The sequence below is a fragment of the Collinsella sp. WCA1-178-WT-3 (M1) genome, from assembly GCF_009696325.1.
In the GTDB taxonomy this organism is placed as follows: domain Bacteria; phylum Actinomycetota; class Coriobacteriia; order Coriobacteriales; family Coriobacteriaceae; genus Collinsella.
This window is the reverse complement of the sequence record NZ_VUME01000002.1, coordinates 167,984-182,461: the sequence shown is the minus strand read 5'-3', so window position 1 is coordinate 182,461 and position 14,478 is coordinate 167,984. Positions and strand designations below refer to the sequence as shown.

The window sequence follows — 14,478 nt, the reverse complement described above, 5'->3', positions numbered from 1 at the left end:
GAGCAATGATCCGTTTTCCTCTGTCTCATACGGATCATTAGGCAGTGGCGCGGCCTAGCCAGTTGCCGCTGTGGTGGTAGATAGTGAACATCGTGGCCGTGATGAGCCAGGTTACGGGGTAAACCAGCAGCAGGAGCTCAAGCGACGGATCGAAAGGCATGATCGCAAACACCCAGATCACCCTGAGCACGACGGTGCCGAAAATCGTGAGAATCATGGGCTGCAAGCTCACGCCGGCACCGCGAATGGAGCCCGACGCGTTTTCGATAATCGAGAAAATCGCATAGAACGGCGCAATAAAATGGATGATGGTCGTGGTGTAGGCCGAAATCGAAGCATCGTCGACAAACAGACGCGACAGAGGACCCGAGAACACCAGCAGCACGGCAGACAGGCCACCAATGAGCATAAACGACAGCACGAGCGACGTATGGTAGCCCTTGCGCATGCGCTCGTAGTTGCGCGCGCCAAAGTTCTGTGCCGAGAACGTGGTGATCGACACGCCAAGCGCCTCGGTAACCATCCAGACAATGCCATCTAAGCGGCCCGAAAGACCCCAGGCCGTGGTGACATCGGCACCAAACGAGTTGACCGACACCTGAATCAAGACGTTGGAAATCGAATACGCAGCAGACTGAAAGCCAAGCGGCAGACCACACGAGATCATGCTCTTGCAAATACCAGGATCAATGCCGAGTTTGGAGAGTGAAAGCCGCCACGCACCCGGTGCGTGCATCATGCGAATCACGATCATCGTGGCGTTGGAGCAAATGGTCAGCGCCACCGCGATACCACAGCCCAGAGCCTCCATATGAAGCACGGCAACGAAGATGACATCCAGTACCACGTTAACGAGGCAGCCGGAAGCGATGATCACGGCAGGCCCACGCGTGTCGCCCACGGCGCGCAACAGCGCGGTGCCCATATTGAGCAACAGCGCCGCAACCATAGCGGCAAAATAGCAACGAGCATAGGCCACACCCTCGGCCAATAGTTCATGCGGCGTATTCATAAGCACCAGCATGGGCTCAACGAACACTATGCCCAGAATCGAGACGACGATACCGCCCACCAGAGCGAGCGTCATGGCCGTATGGACCGAACGACTCAGTCGCTCATCATCGTGCTGGCCAAAATACTGACCCGTAATAACAGCACAGCCGGCGCCAACACCGACGCAAAAACCGATGCAGAGCTCCGTGAGCACCATCGTGGCCTGGATGCCACCCAGCGCGAGCTTGCCGCCAAACTGACCGACGATATAGGTACCGATAAGCGTGTATGCCTGCTGAAAGAACGAACTAAAAAAGATGGGAACGCACAGCGAAAGCAACTGCTGCCAAATAACACCCTGTGTTACATCGATAGCCGTAGATTTCTTAGCCACACGCCCTCCCCACCAGCGCACGTCAAACAACAAAACGTCAATTAAAGACCAAAGCCAGCACCAGCTTAGCACCGACCGGCGTCAACCGAAACACCCGGACTCAGAGCCCGGTGCAAAATATCTGCCTAGTGATACAGTCCCGGCTGGTAGTGATACTCGTTGCTCACGTGCGGACACAACTGCCAAAAAGCGACAGCACTCGCCGCGGCCACGTTGAGCGAATCGACCCCGTGCGCCATCGGAATACGCACAGCCCAGTCACAGCCCGCGATGGTCTTGGCGCCCAGGCCGGCGCCCTCGGTGCCCATAAAGATCGCCAACCGGTCAATCTCTTGCAACGCGGGATCGTCCAACGACACCGAATCATCCGTCAATGCCATGGCGGCACACGAAAAGCCGGCATCGTGCAGCGCCGCCAGCCCATCATGCGGCCATACGCGCGCCTCGCTGCCAATGCGCGTCCACGGCACCTGGAACACCGTGCCCATGCTCACACGGGCCGAGCGGCGGTACAGCGGGTCACAGCACGTGGGGCTTACCAAAATGCCATCGACATTCAACGCTGCCGCCGAGCGGAAAATCGCACCCACATTAGTATGGTCGACAATACCCTCGAGCACGCACACGCGCACCGGGCGCTCACCCGCCACCTCGACGACGCCGCCCAAGAACTCATCAACCGGAATCTGACGCGGGCGACGGAACGCCGCGAGCGCACCGCGCGTCACGTTAAAGCCCGTCAACTGCTCCATGAGCTCCATGGAGGCCACGAACACAGGAACTGGACCTGCGCCCTCGCGTACAACCAGACGCTCGAACAGCGGCATCATCTGATCGAGCCAGCGCTCACCCAAAAGAAAGCTCACCGGCTCGTATCCGGCACGCACCGCACGCTCGATGACCTTGGCGCTTTCCGCAATAAAGATACCCTTTTGAGGCTCCAGCACACAACGCAGCTCGCGCTCCGTCAGTCGCACGTAGGCGTCGAGCCGCTCATCATTAAGGGAATCGATTCGCAGCACCTCAACGGCATCAGTCATAGCAGCCAGCCCGTACCCTTCTTTACAGCACATCTATACCAAACGAGGCGACGCTAAGCGCCGCCCCATGCATTCAATCAACCCGGTGATACCGTTCACGCCAGACGATTTAAGCATCAACACGACGATATGTCACGAACTCATAATCGAGGCCTTCGTCACCCTCGCCCGCGGCAATCGTGGCAACCCCGTCGCGCCGCGCAACTTCCCACGCAGGATCGACATCCAAATTGGGAAAGTACGTGTCCACGGCATGGGTGCAATGGTTGTGCGTGACCTCGGCCTCCACGCAGTACGGCAAAAACTGCCGATAGACATCGCCGCCACCGATCACCCAGGCAACGGGCTCATCGGCAACCGCGGCGAGCGCCTCATCGATACTATGCACCACGTCGACGCCCTCGGGAGCAAAGCCCTCGTCGCGCGTGAGCACAATGTTGCGGCGTTTCTTGAGCGGACGCCCGCCGGGAAAACTCAGCAGGGTCTTGCGTCCCATAATGACCGGACAACCCTTGGTGCACGCCACAAAATGGCGCATGTCGGCACGGTTGGACACGACCATGTCACCCTCGCACCCAATGCCCCAGTCATCGCACACGGCGACAATGGCAGAAAGCTTACACGTCATGCGCGTCACCTACACCGCAATGGGGATGTTCTTGACCTGCGGGCCGTGCTCATAGCCCTCAACGATCAAGTCGTCGGTCGTAAACGCGTAGAAATCGTGCACGTCGGGGTTGAGCGTTACCTTAGGAGCCGCAAACTGCGGACGCTCGATAAGCTCGCGGACGATATCGACATGACGGTCGTAAATATGGGCATCGGCGATCACATGCAGCAACTCGCCAGCGATCATATCGACCGACTGCGCGACCATCATCAGCAAAATGGCGTACTGGCACACATTCCAGTTGTTCGCGGCCAAAATGTCCTGGCTGCGCTGGTTGAGAATCATGTTGAGTGTTGGCTTATCGTCCTGCGGGCGCTGCGTGACGTTATAGGTCACGCTGTAGGCGCACGGATACAGGTGCATCTCGGACAGGTCGCTAAACACATACGTGTTGGTCATGATGCGACGGCTGTACGGTGTGTGCTTAAGGTCGTACAGCACACGGTCCATCTGGTCAAAGTCACCCTCGGCATAATGGCTCTTCTGGCCAATCTGGTACCCGTAGGCCTTGCCGATGGAGCCGGTCTCGTCGGCCCACTCATCCCAAATATGGCTGTTGAGGTCATGCACGTTATTGGACTTCTTTTGATAGATCCATAGAATCTCGTCCATGGCAGATTTGAGGGCCGTACGACGCAGGGTAAGCGCCGGAAACTCCTCACGCAGGTCGTAGCGTGCCGTAACGCCAAAGTTTTTAATGGTATAGGCAGGGGTGCCGTCCTCCCACACCGGACGAACCTTTTGGCCCTCGGTAGTGGTGCCATGGTCCAGAATATCGCGGCACATGGCTACAAACTGTTGATCAGCTTTGCTCATTGACCCTCCTGTCAGTCGCCTATAAGCGATTTTTATTGTAGCCCAGGCGCGCAGCATCGAATTGCACACTTGGGGCGGCACACGCAATGCACGGCAGTACGGCGCCGCATTCGCAAATGCTGCACCTTCAGCTTTTTTGACATATGCCAAAAATAGCTTGAGCGGTTTCGTATACGCGCTATCCTATTGTTGACATATGTCAGATTTGGAGAGTGTATGGCAGGAAGACGCGAAAAATTGCGCCGTGTTGGGATCATTCCCGAATATCGCGGCTTTACCCCTGACGGCCTTGCCAGCGGAGACGCCATCGACATGACGGTCGATGAGCTCGAAGTCCTACGGCTTTGCGACCTGGAAGGCCTCAATCAGGAGGCCGTCGCCCAGCAAATGGGCATCGCCCGTGCCACCGTGGCGGCCATCTGCAGCCGCGCGCATCGCAAGGTGGCAAACGCGCTGGTCAACGGGCGAGCACTTAGTATCGAGGGCGGCAATATCGCATACTCCCCCACACCTACGACGACGGCCATATGGCCAGCAAAGGAGGTCGGCACCATGAGGGTGGCAACGACGTACGACAACGGCAACATCTTTATGCACTTTGGCCGCAGCGAGCAGTTCAAAATCTATGACATCCAGGATGGCAAGGTGCTCAACGAGCAGGTCGTAGGCACCGGCGGCACTGGTCACGGCGCCCTAGCGGGTCTGCTCGCCAACGGTGGCGTCGATACGCTCATCTGCGGCGGTATCGGCGGCGGCGCCATCAACGCGCTCACCCAGGCAGGCATCACGGTCTATGCGGGCGCCCAGGGCAGCTGCGACGCCTGCGTCGAGGCCCTCATTGCCGGCACGCTCGCGCAGACCGGCGAGGCCACCTGCGACTGCCATGGGCACGAGCACGAGCACGCCCACGAGCATGGCGAGTCCTGCGGCTGCCACGGCCACCACGACCATGATGGGCACGAGGGCTGTGGCTGCCACTAGTGGCAAGCACCTCAACGCCAACACGCTTCCGCGCGTGAGAAAACCTGCGAACGAACGGCGAAGGCCGCCTGGAGTACCATCCAGGCGGCCTTCGCCATACTCGACTCAACCAGTCGTTACTTTTTATTACGCATCTGCGCTTCCATCTGGCGCAGCAGGTCCATATCGGACTTGGGACCACCTGTTCCCATGCCACCCAGGCCACCCAGGCCGCCCATGCCGCCCAAGCCCATGGCATCCAGACCGGGAATATTGGGCATGCGCATCTTTTTGCCTTTTTTACCCTTCTTGCCCTTCTTGCCGCCGGCTTGCGCCTGGTTGGCCATCGAGCGCATGCGGCCCATCATCTTGTTCATCTCGCCCCACTGCTTCATAAGGCTATTGACCTCGGTGGGGGTCACGCCGGCACCCTTGGCGATGCGGGCGCGACGCTGGCCGTTGATGATGGAAGGACGCAGGCGCTCCTCCTTGGTCATCGACATGATGATGGCCTCGTTCTTGTCGAAGATGCCCTCATCCAGGTTGCCGCCCATCTGGTTGAGCGCACGCTGGCCGCCGGGAAGCATGCCCAGAATGCCCTTCATACCGCCCATCTTCTTGACGGCCTTCATCTGGTCGAGCATGTCGTTCATGGTAAAGCCCTCGCGCAGCATGCGCTCGGCAGCCTCGAGCTGCTCGGCATCGGCTGCCTCCTGGGCTTTCTCGATAATGCCGACGACGTCGCCCATTCCTAAGATGCGCTTGGCCATGCGATCGGGATAGAACGGCTCCAGCGAATCGGGCTTCTCGCCCATGCTCACGAACTTGATGGGCTTGCCGGTCACCTGGCGCACCGAAAGCGCGCCGCCGCCACGGGCATCGCCGTCGAGCTTGGAGATGATCACGCCGTCAAAGTCGGTGCGCTCGGCGAAGGTCGAGACAACGTTGACGATATCCTGGCCGGTCATGGCATCGACGACCATCAGCACCTGATCGGGCTTGACGGCCTTCTTGATGTCCACGGCCTCCTGCATCATCTGTTCGTCGATCTGCAGACGACCGGCGGTATCGACGATGACCACATCGCGCAGGTGGTCGACGGCCTCCTGGATGGCGCCCTTGGAAATATCGACCGGGTGCTCGCCGTCACCGCGGAAGACCGGCACGCCGATCTCTCCACCAAGCGTGGCCAGCTGGTCGGCAGCGGCGGGACGGTAGACGTCGCACGCGGCGAGCAGCGGCGAGCGGCCCTGCTTCTTGAGCAGGTATGCCAGCTTTACAGCCGCCGTGGTCTTACCGGAGCCCTGCAGGCCCACGAGCATAATGACGTTGGGAATGCGGTTGCTAAAGACGAGCTTGCTCTCGGTGGAGCCGAGCATCTCGGTGAGCTCGTCGAGCACGATCTTGACGACGTTTTGCGCCGGCGTCAGCGATTCCATGACCTCGGCGGTCATGCAGCGCTCCTTGGTCTTGGCGACAAACTCCTTGACGACCTTAAAGTTGACGTCGGCCTCGAGCAGCGCCATGCGAATGTCGCGCATGGCCGAGGTGATATCGGCCTCGGTCAGCTTGCCCTTGCCGCGCAGGCGGTCAAATGTGTCGTTGAGGCGATCGCTCAGAGAATCAAACACTGGTCACTCCTTAGTTGGACTCGCCCACCAGGGCGCGGCAGAAATCTTTGGCATTAAACTCCTGCAGGTCATCGACCTGCTCGCCCACGCCCACGCGCAGGATCGGGAGCTTGAGCTTCTCGGCCACGGCCATGGCGATTCCGCCCTTTGCCGTGCCGTCGAGCTTAGTCATGATAATACCGTCCAGACCCAGCGCCTCATTAAACTCGAGCGCCTGGTTCAGGCCATTTTGGCCCGTCGCGGCATCGATCACGAGGACGACCGAGACGGGCATGGGGCCGGCGGCCATATTAGCGGCGCGCTTACGCGTCACGTTGACCACCTTGGCAAGCTCGCGCATGAGCTCGGGGCTCGTGTGCAGACGGCCGGCGGTGTCGATGAGCACCAGGTCGCTGCCGCGCTTATCGGCCTCGTCGAGTACGTCGTAGCAAACGCTTGCCGGGTCTGAGCCGCGGTCGCGCTTTATGACGGGGACGCCGGCTCGCTGGCCCCACACATCGAGCTGTTCGATGGCGGCAGCGCGGAAGGTATCGGCCGAGCCGATCACGACGTTCTTGCCACGGGCAGACATGGCGCTCGCGATCTTGCCGACCGTAGTGGTCTTACCGGCACCGTTGATGCCCACAAACAGCACGCAGCTCGGCGTGTCGGCGAACGGATCGCGCTCGACGGGTACAAAATGCTGCTCGAGCTGCTCGGCCAGGGCCCGACGGAGTTGCGGGGCGGTCTTGAGGTTCTTCTTGGCCGCGGCATCGCGCAGGTCGTCGGAGACCTGGATGGCGACCTCGGCACCCATGTCACCCATGACGAGAGTGTCCTCTAGGTCCTCCCAAAAATCCTCGTCGACCTCGCCGCCAAAGTAAAAGACCTCGTTGAGGGCCTCGCGGCTGCGCTCAAGTCCGCGCGAGAGAGCATCGAAGAATCCCATTATGCATTCACGACCTTTCCGGTTTCGCGATCGAGTTTTTGCGAGACGACGCGACTGACGCCGTCAGCTTGCATCGAGACGCCGTAGAGGACGTCAGCGTCCTCCATAGTACGGCGCTGATGCGAGATAACCAAGAGCTGCGTATCGGAACGCAGCACGTCAAGCGCGCCGATGAGCTTGGACAGGTTGGCGTCATCGAGCGCCGCCTCGACCTCGTCCAGCACATAGAACGGCACCGTACGCGTGCGATACACGGCAAAGAGCAGGGCAAGCGCCGTCAGGCTCTTCTCGCCGCCCGACATGAGCATCATCTTGGTGATACGCTTGCCGCGCGGCTGCGCCACGACCTCGATGCCCGTCTCGGCCGGATGCTCAGGGTCGGTCATCTCCAGATGTGCCTGGCCACCCGGGAACAGCATGGCGAAGATCTCGCGGAAGTTCGCATCGACCTTCTCGAAGGTCACCAGAAAGGCTTTACGCATCTTGCGGTCGATGGCCACGGTAATCTTGGTGAGCGCCTTGCGCGCGCTCTCCAGATCGGCCAGCTGCTCCTCGATGTAATCGGCGCGGCGCTTGAGCTGCTCGTACTCCTCCATGGCAACCTGGTTCACAGGGCCCAGGTTGTTGATCTGGCGCACGAGCTGGTTGAGCTCGCGCTCGGCGGCGTCGCGATCGGTGGGAGCAGGAAGCATGAGCGCTTCCTCGAGCACGGTGGTGCCATCGGCGGTAATGGCCTTGATGGCCGCCTCTACCTGCACCTCGAGCTTGCCGCGCGCGACCTTGAACTCGTTTTGTGTCGCCGTGGCGGCATCGACCCGCTCCTTGGCGCGGGAGACCTCGTCCTTGGCATCCTCGATGGTTTTCTTGAGCGAAGCCGAGTCTGCCTCCTCGAGTGAGGCCTGGTCACGCAGGCGCGCGGCCCAATCAGATGCACGCTCCAGCAGGGCCGAATAGCGCTCGTGCATGGGATCGACACGCAGGCGCAGCAGCTCGAGCGAGCGCGAAGCCTGACGTGTTCCGCGGATACGGCGGTCAATGCCCTCCAGGCGATGCTCCAGATCGGGCACGCGGCCCTTCAGCGAACGCAGGCGCTCGCTCGTCTGGGCCAGGCGCACCTTGGCATCGGCGAGCTTACCGGCTGCCTCGGAATCGTCACGGCGCACGCGATCGAGTTCGTCGTTGGCTTCGGCAATCTGGAGACCCAGGTCGCTTGCCTGCGCACGGGCCTCGTCGCGCGAACGGGTGAGCTCGTCAACGCGCGGGCGCGCGGCGCGAACGGCCTCGGCCGCCTGCTCGCGGCGCCTGGAGATGCGCGCACGCTCGACCTCGGCGTTGTTGGCGCTTTGCTCCAGGCGGCCAATCTCGGAGAGCAGCGAGCGGCGCTCGCCCTCAAGACGGGCGATCTCGCCGGCGGCATCACCCTCGGCGGCACGCGCCTCCTCGACGGCCGCATTGGCCTCGATAACCTGGTTCGACACATGCTCAAAAACGGCAGCCAAATCGGGCTCCAGGCCTTCGAGCTCGCGAATGCGACGCTTCCGCTCCAGGGCACCCGAGGCCTCGCCGGCATCGAGTCCCACGCGCACCAGGCCACCAAAGCTCACGCGAGCGCCATCGGGCGTCACATAAGTCACACCGTCAACGACTGGTGCCGCCAGCGCACAAGCCAAGTCATCGACCACGTAATAGCCGCCGAGCAGTGCCTCGACAATCGGGCCATAACCGGCACGCACGGACAGGCGATCAACCAGACGCGAACCGGCAGCGCCCTCGGCAGCAGCAGGGCCGCTCACACCACGTGCCACCAGCACTGCCTCGCCCGAGGCCTTCTTTTGGTCCAAAGCCGCACGACCGGCACGCTCAAGCGTGGCCGCGTCATCAATCAACAGGGCATCGATATCGCCGGCAAGCAGCTGCTCGACCAGGCCCTCAAGCTCACGCGGCGCCTCGAGCACGTCGCCCAGACGGCCCGTTACGTCATCGCCCAATGCCCCTACCAGACGGCTCACCAACGGCGAGCTATCGGCCATACGGGCATCGAGCTTCTTTTGGCTCGCAAGCTCAGAGCGCACCTCGGACAGCTTGTTGCGCGACTCGCTCTCACGGGCGCGCAAGTCCCTCAACGCCGCACGGGCGACCTCGGTGGCCTGGCGCGCATCGGCCTGGGCTTGGCGAGCCTGATCGAGCGCGCCGTCGAGCTCCTCGGCGCGGTCGCGACGGCTCTCGAGCGAGGCCGTGACCTCCTCGAGCTGCTCGTCAATCTGCTCCAGGCGCGAGGCGTACATGTTGTCCTCGACCTCGGCATTACTCAACGAGTCTTTCACCTTGGCAAGCTCGAGCGCAGCCTTGTCGGCCACGCGCTGCACATCGCGTTGCTCGCGCGTAAGCTGCGAAATCTGATTGTCGAGCGCAACACGGCGCTCGTGGAGCTCGGCGGCGGCAGGGCCGGCGGCGTCAACGTCGTCCTGGGCCTGCATGTGCGCACCGGTCACTTCCTCTAGCTGGGCACGTGCATCCTCGAGCTCCTCGACCACGCGACGACGCTGATGCTCGGAGCTCGAAATCTGGCCGCGCATATCGGACAGGCGCGACACCATATTGTGGCCCTTTTCCTCGAGCAGGCGCATATCGGAGTTAATACGGCCGACCACATCTTGCATATGACGGCGCTGCTCGCCCAAGTCACCCACAAACAGGCCCTTTTCCTCGAGCATCACCTGGAGCTTCTCGAGCTCGCGCTCCTTTTCGCCCAAGCGGTACTGCGCAAGCTCCAGCTCGGCGGCACCCTCTTTGGAACGGCTCTCCAGATCGTTCCACTGCGACTGCAGCGAACGAAGCTCGTCAACGGCCAGCATCTGCGTAAGCTCGTTCGCGCGCGAGGACAGCTCTTTGTACTTGCGCGCGCGATCGACCTGACGCTCCAACGGTCGCAGCTGACGGGCAATCTCCTTATTGATGTCGCGGGCACGAGTAAGGTGCTCGTCCATCGACTTAATCTTTTTGAGCGCACGCTCCTTACGGCGCTTGTGCTTGGAAATGCCGGCAGCCTCCTCGATAAGGACGCGGCGCTCCTCGGGACGGCTCTGCAAAATGGCATCGAGCTTGCCCTGGCTGATAATGGAATGCGTATCCTTACCCAAGCCCGAATCGTGCAAAATGTCCTGGATATCCATCAGGCGGCACGGACTCGAGTTGATGAGGTATTCGCTCTCGCCCGAACGATACATGCGGCGGGTGATGGCAACCTCATCAAAGTCGACAGGCAGCACATGGTCCGAGTTATCGAGCACCAGCGTGACCTCGGCAACGCCCACCGGCTTGCGCGCCGACGAGCCCGAGAAGATGACGTCCTCCATGGCCTGGCCGCGCAGCTGCTTGGCGCTCTGCTCACCCAGTACCCACAGAATCGAATCGGAGATATTCGATTTTCCCGAGCCGTTAGGACCGACGATGACGGTCAGGCCCGGCTCAAACGTCATATGGGCGCGGTCGGCAAACGACTTGAACCCTTTGAGCGTAAGGGACTTGAGATACACGGTTCCTCGCTTAAACGGGCTTCTTGTTGAGAATCACACCGTTGGTGGTGTAACCCATGCGGTCGAGCGCCTCGAGTGCAGCGGCTCCCTCGGCCTCTTTCTTAGAGGCGCCGGTGCCGCGGCCCTGACGGATACCGTCGACAAGCACCACGGCGGTAAAGGTGGGCGCATGTGCCGGGCCCTCGGAGCCTACCAGCTTGTATGCCGGGGGCTCGTGACCGTCTGCCTGCACGCACTCCTGCAAGAACGACTTGGGGTTCGCGGGGTGCTCGGCACGCTCGGAGGCCAAATGGGGCTTAAGCGTGCGGTGGATGAACTCCGCCGCCGCATCCCAGCCGGCATCGAGGTACAACGCACCCACGAGCGACTCATAGACGTTCTCGAGCGCCGAGTTAAGGCCGCGCGCGCCGGTACCGGTCTCGGAGGCGCCAAAGATGATGATGTCGTCGATGCCCAGCTCGTGCGAAACCTCGGACAGCGTGGCACCCGAAACAAGCGATACCTTCAGACGCGTGAGCTTGCCTTCATCGAACTCGGGATAAGACTCAAAGAGCGAACGGGCAACCACGGCGCCCAGAATGGAGTCACCCAAAAACTCAAGCCGCTCATAGCTGGCAGAGACCGGCTGCCCCTCTACTGCCGAGGGGTGGGTGAGCGCCGCGCGTAGCAGCACCTTGTTATTAAACTCATGGCCCAGGATTTCCTGAGCGCGCGTGAGTCGTTGAGATAAAGCCAAGACCTAGGCCTCCCTGGCGTTTTCGATAGCGTCGACGGCGTCGGCAACGGAGGTGAGCGACAACAGGGTCTCGTCATCGATCTCGAGGTCAAACTCGTCCTCGATGGCCGTCACCAGCTGCAGGCGCTCGAGCGAATTGGCATCGAGGTCGTCAAAAGTTGTCTCATCACTGATCTCGGCAACGTCAACACCCAGCACGTCGGCAGCGACCTCGGCGATCTTGTCAAAGATTTCGGAGCGATCCATAACGCATCCTCTCATAAGTCGTGGAATACAATGTGTCGCGCGGGCGGAAGCCGCATTGCAGCACGGCTCCGATTCTACCCCACGATGCATAGCTTGAGCCACGTAACGGAGCTCTTGCTAAACGATACCTTCCATGGAATTGGCAATGCTTTCGATAAGCCCGGCTCGAACGGCCTGAGCCGCGGCGAGCGTACCGTTCTTAACGGCTTCGGCCGACGTGGCGCCATGGCCAATCAAAACGACGCCGCGAAGGCCCAGCAGGATCGCGCCGCCCTTGGCATCGCCCGAGAGCTTGGCTTTCATCTGGCGCATCTGCTTTTTGATGAGCAGCGCGGCGATCTTGGTACCGAGCGAAGACATAAAGGCGCCCTTGAGCTCTTGCAGCAAAAACTTGGCAGCGCCCTCGGTTGCCTTGAGCGCAATATTGCCCGACATGCCGTCGGCGACCACAACGTCAAAATTGCCCGACGTAAGATCGGTGCCCTCGCAGTTGCCCACAAAACCGGGGACCGCGGCTTTCATAGCCGGGAAGCACGCCTTGGTAAAGTTAGAACCCTTCTCGTCCTCGGTGCCGTTGCCAAGCAGGCCCACACGCGGATGTTCGATGCCCAGGACCACGCGGGCATAGGCTGCACCCATCTGGGCAAAGCGAACCATGTCGTCGACCTCGACATCGGGGTTGGCCCCCATGTCGCACAGTACCGTAAGGCCACCGGCGCGGTTGGGCAGCGCATTGGTGAGGCATGGACGCACCGGCTGCTTCTTACCCTCTACCAAATATCTAAACGGCGTCACGTAGGCGGTGGCGGCAGCCGTCATGGCGCCGGTCGACCCCGCGGAGAAAAACGCGTCCGCGTTGCCCTTCTTAATAGCACGGCAGGCAAGCACGATCGAAGACTTACGCTTGGTCATCACGGCGCGGATGGGATCGTCGTCCATGGCGATGACATCGGGGGCCTCCAGAGCCTCCACGCGCGCGTGCGCCGCGGCAAAGGGGTTGACGATATCGGCGGGGCCAACAGCAATGACCTCGATATCGGGATCGGCGGCAAGTGCGGCCTCAATACCGTCGAGGACAACTTGGGGCTTCTCGTCTCCGCCCACAACGTCTACACAAACGCGAACGTTACTCATTTCAAGTGCTCCTTATACAAAAATGGCCGACTCATTGAGCCGGCCATTGTGGTTCCAGTTGGAACGGCATCGTATCCAGAGTATACCGTTACTCGGTAACGATAACCTCGCGGTCCTTGTAGAAACCGCAGCTGGGGCACACGTGGTGCGGGAGCTTGACAGCGCCGCAACGGGGGCACGTGGACTGAGCCGCAGCCGAGATCTTCATGTTGGCGGAACGACGAGTATGGGTGCGGATACGACCCTGCTTTTGTTTAGGTACGGGCATAGTGACCTTCCTTATGAACTATCCAGTGTGGCGATTACGCGCAAGTAGCGATACTACCACATTTTTACTCATCAAGATTGAGATTCTTCAATGCTGCAAATGGATTTTCCGTGGCAGCGGCCCATTCGGCCTCGGCCTGGGCGGCGCAATCGCATTGCTCGACGTTGAGATTGATGCCGCAGGTGGGGCACAGGCCGCGGCAATCGGGCTTGCAGAGCACCACAAACGGCGTGTCCATGACAACGGCGTCGTTAATGGGCTCCCCCAGATCGACAATGCGGTCCTCGCCCAAAAGCTCGTAACCGTCCTCGTAGGCCTCGGGATCCTCGGGCTCCTCAAAGAGGTAGAACTCCTCGATCTCGCCGGCGATATCAAACGAGGCGAGCTCAAGGCAGCGGTCGCATTCGCCGGTGGCGTGCGCTCGAACCATGCCGGAGAGCAGAACACCGGTGCCCGCATTGGTAAAAACCACGTCGTAAGCAATGCCGTCCTGCAGCTGGTACTCCTTCTCGCCCACCGTGTAGGTGGCGACATCGACCTTGCCGGTCAGCGGATACGAGTCTCCGGGAAACTCGAGCTGCTCGGAAAGATCGACGGTAACGCTCGGGAACTCAGCCATTACCACTGACCGTTCTGCTGGGCGGCACCCTCGTTGAGCTGCTGACGGCAACGGGTAACGGTGCCGGTCAGGCTCTTGAGGTTCTCCTCGAGATGCGTAAAGACCTGCTCGGCATAATCCTCGGCCGCATAGCGCGTCTCGCGCTCGTACTGCTGGGCACGATCACGGATATCGTCGGCCTGCTGCTGCGCCAAGCGGACGATCTCCTGCTCACCGGCAATGGTGAGTGCCTGCTGCTGAGCATCGGCAATGATGGAATCGGCCTGAGCGGCGGCGGAAGCCATAAGCTCGTCGCGCTCCTTGAGGATGCGACGGGACTTCTGCCACTCCTCGGGATAGCTCATACGGATCTCGTCAAGGATGTTAAAGAAGACGTCGGCATCGATAACCTTCATCTGGGCATTCTTGCCGAACGGCGTCTTAGCCTCTTCGATGAGCCCCTCGAGCTCCTCGACAAGGCTCACGATCCTGTCGCCAGGAAAATTCTCGCCCGGCATCCGGTCTCCT

At 60.9% G+C, this 14,478-nt stretch carries 14 protein-coding genes; 1 reads left to right on the top strand and 13 read right to left on the bottom strand.

Translation table 11 applies throughout. The features are described 5' to 3' along the window. Window positions 1–37: 37 nt before the first annotated feature. The 4 genes from FYJ40_RS02455 to thyA all read right to left on the bottom strand — a co-directional run bounded on the left by FYJ40_RS02455 (window position 38) and on the right by thyA (window position 3,913). Window positions 38–1,387 (bottom strand): MATE family efflux transporter, encoded by a 1,350-nt coding sequence (locus FYJ40_RS02455; protein ID WP_370450570.1) that lies wholly within the window; start codon window positions 1,385–1,387, stop codon window positions 38–40. 125 nt (window positions 1,388–1,512) lie between these two features. Further along, entirely contained in the window at window positions 1,513–2,427 is a 915-nt protein-coding gene (locus tag FYJ40_RS02450) for an RNA methyltransferase (RefSeq protein ID WP_154515470.1), read from the bottom strand. Window positions 2,428–2,536: 109 nt separating this feature from the next. Beyond that, on the bottom strand, window positions 2,537–3,055 hold the full coding sequence (locus tag FYJ40_RS02445; RefSeq protein WP_154515467.1) for a dihydrofolate reductase: 519 nt from the start codon (window positions 3,053–3,055) through the stop codon (window positions 2,537–2,539). A 9-nt stretch (window positions 3,056–3,064) separates the two neighbouring features. Further along, on the bottom strand, window positions 3,065–3,913 hold the full coding sequence (gene thyA / locus FYJ40_RS02440) for a thymidylate synthase (RefSeq protein ID WP_154515464.1): 849 nt from the start codon (window positions 3,911–3,913) through the stop codon (window positions 3,065–3,067). 216 nt (window positions 3,914–4,129) lie between these two features. Between thyA and FYJ40_RS02435 the strand changes: the two genes are divergently transcribed. Beyond that, window positions 4,130–4,894 (top strand): NifB/NifX family molybdenum-iron cluster-binding protein, encoded by a 765-nt coding sequence (locus FYJ40_RS02435; RefSeq protein WP_154515461.1) that lies wholly within the window; start codon window positions 4,130–4,132, stop codon window positions 4,892–4,894. Window positions 4,895–5,010: 116 nt separating this feature from the next. Here FYJ40_RS02435 and ffh read toward each other — a convergent pair whose 3' ends face one another. The 9 genes from ffh to FYJ40_RS02390 all read right to left on the bottom strand — a co-directional run bounded on the left by ffh (window position 5,011) and on the right by FYJ40_RS02390 (window position 14,468). Then, on the bottom strand, window positions 5,011–6,504 hold the full coding sequence (ffh, locus tag FYJ40_RS02430; protein ID WP_370450569.1) for a signal recognition particle protein: 1,494 nt from the start codon (window positions 6,502–6,504) through the stop codon (window positions 5,011–5,013). Between the two features lie 10 nt (window positions 6,505–6,514). Beyond that, window positions 6,515–7,432: a signal recognition particle-docking protein FtsY gene (gene ftsY / locus FYJ40_RS02425; RefSeq protein ID WP_154515458.1), complete on the bottom strand. Its 918-nt coding sequence runs from the start codon at window positions 7,430–7,432 to the stop codon at window positions 6,515–6,517. Continuing rightward, window positions 7,432–10,968 carry a chromosome segregation protein SMC gene (gene smc / locus FYJ40_RS02420; RefSeq protein WP_370450568.1) on the bottom strand — a complete coding sequence of 1,179 codons (3,537 nt, stop codon included), beginning with the start codon at window positions 10,966–10,968 and terminating at the stop codon, window positions 7,432–7,434. Before smc ends, ftsY begins: the two co-directional genes overlap by 1 nt. Before the next feature lie 10 nt (window positions 10,969–10,978). Further along, window positions 10,979–11,704 (bottom strand): ribonuclease III, encoded by a 726-nt coding sequence (rnc, locus tag FYJ40_RS02415; protein WP_154515455.1) that lies wholly within the window; start codon window positions 11,702–11,704, stop codon window positions 10,979–10,981. 3 nt (window positions 11,705–11,707) lie between these two features. Continuing rightward, the gene (locus FYJ40_RS02410; protein WP_154515452.1) at window positions 11,708–11,950 is read right to left on the bottom strand and encodes an acyl carrier protein; all 243 of its coding nucleotides are present in this window, start codon (window positions 11,948–11,950) and stop codon (window positions 11,708–11,710) included. Between the two features lie 117 nt (window positions 11,951–12,067). Beyond that, window positions 12,068–13,084 (bottom strand): phosphate acyltransferase PlsX, encoded by a 1,017-nt coding sequence (gene plsX, locus FYJ40_RS02405; RefSeq protein WP_154515449.1) that lies wholly within the window; start codon window positions 13,082–13,084, stop codon window positions 12,068–12,070. 88 nt (window positions 13,085–13,172) lie between these two features. Continuing rightward, window positions 13,173–13,352: a 50S ribosomal protein L32 gene (rpmF, locus tag FYJ40_RS02400; protein ID WP_022094017.1), complete on the bottom strand. Its 180-nt coding sequence runs from the start codon at window positions 13,350–13,352 to the stop codon at window positions 13,173–13,175. Window positions 13,353–13,416: 64 nt separating this feature from the next. Beyond that, the gene (locus FYJ40_RS02395) at window positions 13,417–13,971 is read right to left on the bottom strand and encodes a DUF177 domain-containing protein (protein ID WP_154515446.1); all 555 of its coding nucleotides are present in this window, start codon (window positions 13,969–13,971) and stop codon (window positions 13,417–13,419) included. Next, window positions 13,971–14,468 carry an ATPase gene (locus FYJ40_RS02390; RefSeq protein ID WP_154515443.1) on the bottom strand — a complete coding sequence of 166 codons (498 nt, stop codon included), beginning with the start codon at window positions 14,466–14,468 and terminating at the stop codon, window positions 13,971–13,973. The genes FYJ40_RS02395 and FYJ40_RS02390 overlap by 1 nt, the downstream gene beginning before the upstream one ends. Between the last annotated feature and the right edge of the window lie 10 nt (window positions 14,469–14,478).

Excerpts from the sequence above, each read along its gene's own strand:
- plsX (WP_154515449.1), bottom strand. The coding sequence starts at position 13,084 with ATGAGTAACGTTCGCGTTTGTGTAGACGTTGTGGGCGGAGACGAGAAG.
- rpmF (WP_022094017.1), bottom strand. The coding sequence starts at position 13,352 with ATGCCCGTACCTAAACAAAAGCAGGGTCGTATCCGCACCCATACTCGT.
- ftsY (WP_154515458.1), bottom strand. The coding sequence starts at position 7,432 with ATGGGATTCTTCGATGCTCTCTCGCGCGGACTTGAGCGCAGCCGCGAG.
- FYJ40_RS02395 (WP_154515446.1), bottom strand. The coding sequence starts at position 13,971 with ATGGCTGAGTTCCCGAGCGTTACCGTCGATCTTTCCGAGCAGCTCGAG.
- FYJ40_RS02410 (WP_154515452.1), bottom strand. The coding sequence starts at position 11,950 with ATGGATCGCTCCGAAATCTTTGACAAGATCGCCGAGGTCGCTGCCGAC.
- FYJ40_RS02445 (WP_154515467.1), bottom strand. The coding sequence starts at position 3,055 with ATGACGTGTAAGCTTTCTGCCATTGTCGCCGTGTGCGATGACTGGGGC.
- thyA (WP_154515464.1), bottom strand. The coding sequence starts at position 3,913 with ATGAGCAAAGCTGATCAACAGTTTGTAGCCATGTGCCGCGATATTCTG.
- FYJ40_RS02390 (WP_154515443.1), bottom strand. The coding sequence starts at position 14,468 with ATGCCGGGCGAGAATTTTCCTGGCGACAGGATCGTGAGCCTTGTCGAG.
- FYJ40_RS02435 (WP_154515461.1), top strand. The coding sequence starts at position 4,130 with ATGGCAGGAAGACGCGAAAAATTGCGCCGTGTTGGGATCATTCCCGAA.
- FYJ40_RS02450 (WP_154515470.1), bottom strand. The coding sequence starts at position 2,427 with ATGACTGATGCCGTTGAGGTGCTGCGAATCGATTCCCTTAATGATGAG.